The 6,932-nt window shown below is 68.4% G+C and carries 7 protein-coding genes and 2 pseudogenes; 6 read left to right on the top strand and 3 right to left on the bottom strand.

Features of this window, described 5'->3' with window-relative positions; all coding sequences use genetic code 11:
• The coding region (locus tag NKF06_RS18985) for a histidine phosphatase family protein (RefSeq protein WP_253246297.1) at window positions 1–291 on the top strand (291 nt) is incomplete at its 5' end.
• A 45-nt stretch (window positions 292–336) separates the two neighbouring features.
• Here NKF06_RS18985 and larE read toward each other — a convergent pair.
• The gene (larE, locus tag NKF06_RS18980; RefSeq protein WP_058826848.1) at window positions 337–1,224 is read right to left on the bottom strand and encodes an ATP-dependent sacrificial sulfur transferase LarE; all 888 of its coding nucleotides are present in this window, start codon (window positions 1,222–1,224) and stop codon (window positions 337–339) included.
• 177 nt (window positions 1,225–1,401) lie between these two features.
• Here larE and NKF06_RS18975 point away from each other — a divergent pair.
• A pseudogene (locus NKF06_RS18975) lies at window positions 1,402–3,395 on the top strand (endonuclease MutS2).
• A gap of 54 nt (window positions 3,396–3,449) precedes the next feature.
• Complete coding sequence (locus tag NKF06_RS18970; protein WP_058826846.1) at window positions 3,450–3,719, top strand: hypothetical protein; 270 nt, start codon at window positions 3,450–3,452, stop codon at window positions 3,717–3,719.
• Here the strand turns inward: NKF06_RS18970 and NKF06_RS18965 are convergent.
• Entirely contained in the window at window positions 3,713–4,120 is a 408-nt protein-coding gene (locus tag NKF06_RS18965) for a hypothetical protein (protein WP_058826845.1), read from the bottom strand. The two genes, NKF06_RS18970 and NKF06_RS18965, sit on opposite strands and share 7 nt — an antisense overlap.
• A gap of 155 nt (window positions 4,121–4,275) precedes the next feature.
• Here NKF06_RS18965 and NKF06_RS18960 point away from each other — a divergent pair, with 155 nt between their 5' ends.
• Complete coding sequence (locus NKF06_RS18960) at window positions 4,276–5,400, top strand: ORC1-type DNA replication protein (RefSeq protein WP_004973842.1); 1,125 nt, start codon at window positions 4,276–4,278, stop codon at window positions 5,398–5,400.
• 50 nt (window positions 5,401–5,450) lie between these two features.
• Window positions 5,451–6,143, top strand: a complete 693-nt coding sequence (gene rpiA, locus NKF06_RS18955) for a ribose-5-phosphate isomerase RpiA (RefSeq protein WP_253246296.1) — start codon at window positions 5,451–5,453, stop codon at window positions 6,141–6,143.
• A 165-nt stretch (window positions 6,144–6,308) separates the two neighbouring features.
• On the opposite strand, the gene NKF06_RS18950 is transcribed toward rpiA, so the two are convergent.
• Window positions 6,309–6,476: a DUF1931 family protein gene (locus NKF06_RS18950; RefSeq protein WP_004045310.1), complete on the bottom strand. Its 168-nt coding sequence runs from the start codon at window positions 6,474–6,476 to the stop codon at window positions 6,309–6,311.
• Between the two features lie 186 nt (window positions 6,477–6,662).
• Between NKF06_RS18950 and NKF06_RS18945 the strand changes: the two are divergent.
• A pseudogene (locus tag NKF06_RS18945) lies at window positions 6,663–6,932 on the top strand (hypothetical protein); the annotation flags it as partial.

Here is a 6,932-nt window from a genome sequence, read left to right as displayed (position 1 = left end):
CGCCCCCCGAGCGGCGAGAGCCTCGTCGAGGTCCGCCGCCGCGTCCTCAACGCCCACGAGGGGCTGGCCGACTCGCTCGACGCCGACGAGACGGTGCTCGTCGTCAGCCACGGCGCGCCGATTCGGCTGTCGCTCGGCGAGGTGAAGGGACTCGATATCGTCGAGACGATGCTGTCGCAACCGCTCGACAACGGCGGGCTGTGCGAACTCGAAGTCGAACTGAGCGACGACGGTGATGAACCGTTAGTCCACGTCGTCGCCGAGAACGAGACGCATTTTCTGACGACGTAGGCCGATTCGGCGGTCTGGTCCGCGTTTCTGACTGCTGTCTCTCAGTTACTTCCGCATCGGGTAGTCCTGCGCGAACACGTCGTCCACGAGAAGGTTGTCGCCCGCGTCGGCGTCCGCCTCGGCCGCGGGGCTGACGCTTCCCGTCCGGTAGCCGTGGAGATCCAGCGTGACGTGGTCGAAGCCGGCGTCCTTCAGGTGGTCGCGGGCGGCGCGGACGAAGTCGGCGTCGAGGGCGCGGTCGAGTTCCTCCGGCGCGACCTCGATGCGGGCGAGGCCGTCGTGGTCGCGGACGCGGAACTGCTCGAAGCCCCACGTCCGGAGAATCGTCTCTGCGCGTTCGACCCGCGAGAGCCGTTCCTCGGTGACTTCGAGGCCGGTCGGAATCCGCGAGGAGAGACAGGCCATGGAGGGCTTGTCGGCGACCGACAGGTCGTAGTCGTCGGCGATGGCGCGGACCTCCTCTTTCGTGATGTCGTGGGCGAGAAGCGGCGACAGCACCTCCAACTCCTCGACAGCGCGGAGGCCGGGGCGGTGGCCCTCGCCGGGGTCCGAGGCGTTGGTCCCGTCGCAGACGGCCTCGATGCCGCGGTCGCGGGCGGCCTCGTACATCCGGCCGAGGCGCATCGTCCGGCAGTGGTAACACCGGTCGTCGTCGTTGGCGACGAAGTCGGGGTTGTCCAACTCGGAGAACTCGACGGTCAGGTGTTCGATGCCGATCTCCTCGGCGACGCGCTTCGCGTCGTCCAACTCGGCGTCCGGCAGGGTCTCGCTTTTCGCGGTGCAGGCGACCGCGTCGTCGCCGAGCGCCTCGTGGGCGAGTGCGGCGACCACGCTGGAGTCCACGCCGCCCGAAAAGGCGATGAGGACGCTCTCGCGCTCCGCGAGCGCCTCACGTACTGCGTCGGCCTTCGCCGCGACGTCTCGCTCGCTCATGGCCTCCCTTCCCGGCCGACGGTCAAAAGCCCCTCGCCCCCGGCGCGAACGACCGCGAAGGGCGCACGCGCCGCAAAACCGGTCGTGACAGACGTTCCCGCGTCGGCGTGACCCGCCCGTCGTCCCGGAGTCACCACCCCGCGACTTTTTGTCCTATGCCGCGATAGGTCCGGCCGAATGGACTTCGAGACCATCCCGGGCGTCGGCGAGAAGACCGCCGCCGCGCTCGCGGAACTCGACGACGCCGAGCGAGCGCTCACCGACGGCGACGTGGCGGCGCTCGCGCGGCACCGGGGCTCACTGAGGGCAGGGCGGCGGCCATCGCCCGCGGGGCGATTCGCCGCGACCACGACGACCCCGGCGGCTTCCTCGCCACCGACCGCGCCTCGGAAATCTACCGCGACGCGCTGGGTCTCCTGCAGGCGCGGACGGTGACGACGTACGCCGAGAAGCGACTGGAGACGCTGTTCCCGACCGGGTCGGCCTCGCGCATCGAGGAGGTCCGGGCGTTCGCCGCCGACGCGACCGACCTCGACCCCGACCCCGACGTGCTCGCGGCGCTGTCGGGCGTCGAACCCCTCGCGGACCCGAAACCGCGTCGCGTCCGCGAGCGCTGTATCGCCACCGCCGACGCGGAGCGCTACGCCGCCGCCAAGGAGGCGTTTCCCGAACTGTCCATCGAGGTCGTCGAGGACGGCCGCGACATCGCCGAACTCGCGCGGTCGTACTCGACGGTGGTCGTCCTCGACGAGTCGTTCGCCGGCATCGACGTGGACGGTGACGTGCGCGTCCTCCCCGACGCCGCCGAGCGGACTGACGAGGTCGTCCCCGAGCGACTGCTCGCCTTCTTCGCCGCGAACCGCGAGGCCTTGCAGGCGGCCGCCACGGTCCACGAAACGGCCGAACTCGACCCGCCGTGTGACCTCGCCGCCCTCCGCGACGCCCTGTCCCGACTGGCCGACGACGGGACCGTCCTCGGCGACGACGAACTCGAACGCCTCTCGAACGCGGTGGACGACCTCGACACCGCCGTCTCGACCGCCGAATCGGTCGCCAACGACCGCCTCCGCGACGTGATTCGCGAGCGCGACGTGACCATCGAGGGGACCGACTTCCTGTCGCTCGTCGAGCAGGGCGCGCGCGTCGATTCCCTGCTGTCGCGCGAACTCGAAGACGAGTTCGACGAGGCGCTGGCAGCCGCCCGCGACCACCTCGTGGAGTCGCTGTCGCTCCGCCCCGGCGAGGCCGACCTCACGGAGCGGGTGTTCCCCGAGGACCCGTCGTTCCCGCTCGGCCACGACGAGGAGGCGGTCGGCCGGCTCCGAACCGAACTGAAGGCCGCCCGCGACCGCCGCGCCGCGAAACTGAAAGCAGACCTCGCCGCCGACCTCGGTGACCTGCGCGACCCCGTGGAGACGCTGGTCCGCGACGCGCTCGAACTCGACGTGCGCCTCGCCGTCTCTCGGTTCGCCCGCGACTTCGACTGCGTCTTCCCCGAGTTCACCGGCGCGGCCGGAAACGACGGAGCCGGCTCGTTCGCCATCGAGGCCGGCCGCTCGCCCCTCCTCGACGTGGACTTCGCGGACGTTGACCCCGTGGACTACGAGGTGTCGGGCGTCACGCTTCTCTCGGGCGTCAACAGCGGGGGCAAGACCTCGACGCTCGACCTCGTGGGCCTCGTCGTCGTCCTCGCGCACATGGGACTTCCCGTCCCCGCCGAGTCGGTCCGGCTCTCGCGCTTTTCCGAGCTTCACTACTACGCCAAGTCGCAGGGCACCCTCGACGCCGGCGCGTTCGAGAGCACGCTCCGCGACTTCGCCGCGCTCACCGACGGCGCGGCCGACCGCCTCGTCCTCGTGGACGAACTGGAGAGCATCACCGAACCCGGCGCGTCGGCCAAAATCATCGCCGGCATCCTCGAAGAACTCGCCGAACAGGGCGCGGCGGCCGTGTTCGTCTCGCACCTCGCCGGCGGCATCCGCGAGGCCGCGGACGTGTCGGTCGCGGTCGACGGCATCGAGGCCGTCGGACTGGAAGACGGCGAACTCGTCGTCAACCGCTCGCCCGTCAAGGACCACCTCGCGCGGTCGACGCCGGAACTCATCGTGGAGAAACTGGCCGGCGAGAACGAGACCAGCTTCTACGGGCGACTGCTGGAGAAGTTCGACTGACGCCCTCGTCCGCGGCGACACACGATTTATTTATCCTCTCCGACAACTTCGCCCGTGCCCTCCGACTCGCTCTCCCCCGAGGAACGACAGCAGTACGACCTCGTCTACCACGCCACGAAGAACGCCATCTGGGACGTGCTCGGGACCGCGGTGTATCTGGTGTTTCTGGTGTTCGGCGGGCTCCTCGTGCTGTCCGTCTTCGTGCTTCCGGCCCTGGGGGCGCTCTCGCGGACCGGCGGGACGCCGGTCGCCCTCGGTATCGGCGCGGTCGGACTGATTTTGATTGTCGCCATCGGCTACCGAATCGTTCGGCTCCTTCAGTAGGTGACGTATCGGCTCGCGACCTCCCACCGGACCGCGGCGACGACGCCGGCCGCGCCGAGCAGTATGGCGACGAGCGAGCCGACCGTCGTCGGAGCGGTGTAGTCGGTGCTCGCGTCGAACTCGAACGCGTGGTAGGTGCCGTCGCGCTCGACGAGTTCTGGGAGGTTTCCGGGGTCGTCTTCGAACCGAAGCACCTCGCCGGCGAGGGCGCGGTCAACGGCCCGCTGCTCCGACTGCGAGAGTTCGCTGTACAGCGGGGGAACCGTTTCCGGCGTTTCCGACAGTTGCTGCTCGTAGCGATAGCTGTAGTCCTCGTCGGCGGCGAAGCCGAACCCGAGCACGCCGCCCCCGACGAGTGCGAGCGAGACGAGCAGCGCGGCGAGCTGTGTGCGAGTTGCCATGATCCCACATTTATTATTGGAAAATTAACTATTTTGGCTCGGGTCCTGATGAGCTGTCGGTCCACGGGGCACACAGAAATGACGACGCCCGTCCGCCCCCCGTCGGACGCCGCCGCGGTAAACGATTAAGTCCCCCGCGCGTGGTACTCTACTCGATGAGGGAGGACCCCGAAGAGGGGATGCTGTCGTGGGACGAGACGGTGTTCCGCGACGAACACGTCTTCGAAATCGACCACGTTCCGGAGACGTTCAACCACCGCGAGAGCCAACTGCGGAGCCTGAAGTACGCGCTTCGGCCCGCGGTCCGCGGCTCTCGCCCCCTGAACACGATGGTGCGTGGTCCGCCGGGGACGGGCAAGACCACCGCGGTCCAGAAACTGTTCGGCGAGTTGGGCACGCAGTCCGGCGTCCGGACCGTCCGGGTGAACTGCCAGGTCGACTCGACGCGCTACGCGGTGTTCTCGCGCGTCTTCGAGCACATCTTCGAGTACGAACCCCCGTCGTCGGGCATCTCGTTCAAGAAGCTGTTCGGCCAGATAACCGACCGCCTCGTCGAGGACGACGAGGTGCTCGTCGTCGCGCTCGACGACGTGAACTACCTGTTCTACGAGAACGAGGCCTCCGACACGCTCTACTCGCTGTTGCGCGCCCACGAGGCGCACTCCGGCGCGCGCATCGGCGTCATCATCATCTCGTCGGACCTCTCGCTCGACGTCATCGACGAACTCGACGGGCGCGTCCAGAGCGTCTTCCGGCCCGAGGAGGTGTTTTTCCCCCGCTACGACGTGGACGAAATCGTCGATATCCTCCGCGGGCGGTCGAAGCGCGGCTTCCACGAGGACGTTATCGGCGCGCCCGAACTCGACCAGGTCGCGGAGTTCACCGCCGACAGCGGCGACCTCCGGGTCGGCATCGACCTGCTTCGTCGCGCCGGGCTCCACGCCGAGATGCGCGCCTCCCGAACGGTCGATATGGAGGACGTGGAGGCTGCCTACGACAAGTCGAAGTACGTCCACCTCTCGCGGTGTTTGCAGGGGCTTTCGGACCCCGAGCGCGAACTCGTCCGGGTCGTCGCCGAGTATGACGGCGAGCGCGCCGGCGCGGTGTACGACGCGTTCAACGAGGAGACCGGCCTCGGCTACACGCGCTACTCCGAGCTCGTGAACAAACTGGACCAACTGGGCGTCATCGAGGCCCGATACACCGAAATCGAGGGACGCGGCCGCACCCGCGCCATCTCGCTCGCCTACGACGCGGACGCGGTCTTAGACCGCCTCTGACGCCGCCGCTTTCGGGACCATTTTTACTCGCCGGCCGAGTCGGCTGAGCCATGAAGACTACCGGCGGAACCGACGCGCAGAAGCGCCGCGCCGCGGAGGCGGCGGTCGAAGCGGTCGAAGACGGAACCGTCGTCGGCCTCGGCACCGGCAGCACCACCGCCTTCGCCATCCGCGCCATCGGCGACCTCGTCGCCGACGGCCTCGACGTTCGGGGCGTCCCGACCTCCTTCGCGTCCCGCGAACTCGCCCGCGAGTGCGACATCCCCATCGCCGACCTCGACGAAGTGGACGCCATCGACCTCGCCATCGACGGGGCAGACCAGGTGGCGACGACCGACGGCGCGCTCGTCAAAGGCGGCGGCGCGGCCCACGCCCGCGAGAAAGTGGTCGACGCCTTCGCCGAACGGTTCCTCGTCGTCGCCGACCCGTCGAAGACCGCAGAAACGCTCTCGCAACCCGTCCCCATCGAGGTGCTCCCGTCGGCGCGGACGACCGTCGCCGCGGGCGTCGCTGACCTCGGCGGCGAGGCGACGCTCCGCCGCGCCGAGCGCAAGGACGGCCCCGTCGTCACCGACAACGGGAACCTCGTCCTCGACTGCGAGTTCGGCGCGATTCCGAACCCCGAATCGCTCGCGGCCGACCTCGCATCGCTCCCCGGCGCGGTCGAACACGGTATCTTCGTCGGCCTCGCGGACGCGGTCTACGTCGGCACCGACGACGGCGTCGACGTGGCCGAATTCTGACTCGGTTGGTCCGGCGCTCGAACCGAATCTGGCAGACAGAGTGGTCCGGCGCTCGAACGGACGACCTCGACGGCCTCGGCTCACGGGGCGAGTCGACTCACTTCGCGGGACACAACCGGCGCTCACCGGCCGGCGATAAAAGAACGAGAGGTCTAAAGACCGAGTTTACAGGTCGCGGGGCTGGACCGTCTTACGGTCGTTCTGCTCAGCGCGGCGAGCAGCGTCTTCGAGAAGCTCCTTGACTTCCTCGTCGAGAGCGTCGTAGAAGTCCGAGGCCACGTTCTTGTCCTTGAGCGCTTCCTTGACGGCTGCCTTGACAATGAGGTCTGCCATACAGGATGTCCTACCAATTCTCCTTTAATAAACTTTCCTATATTGGACGTTAATACCGCCGGATTTGGGGGTTATGGCGCTTCTATGAGGACGGATTTACCGGGAACAATCTCCACTTATATATGCTTTATCCCCGAGAGGGCGGAACGACGGGTATGAGTACGCCTCGGCCCAACGTGCGGCCATATGCGCGACATCTTGGAGGCGGTCGCGGACGGTTCGCTCTCGCCCGCCGAGGCGGAGGTACGACTCTCCGGGTACGCGACGACCGACGCGGGCCGGTTCGACGCCGCCAGAGAGACGCGGCGCGGCGTTCCCGAAGCGATTCTCGCGGAGGGGAAAACGCCCGACGAGACGGCGACGCTGGCCGTTGCGGCGGTCGAGACCAGCGGGCGGGCGCTCGTCACCCGGGCCGACACCGCGCACGCGGAGGTCGTCGCCGACGGCGACCCGGCC

This window comes from Haloferax sp. AB510 (assembly GCF_024136985.1).
In the GTDB taxonomy this organism is placed as follows: domain Archaea; phylum Halobacteriota; class Halobacteria; order Halobacteriales; family Haloferacaceae; genus Haloferax.
This window is presented reverse-complemented; position numbering and strand designations above follow the sequence as displayed.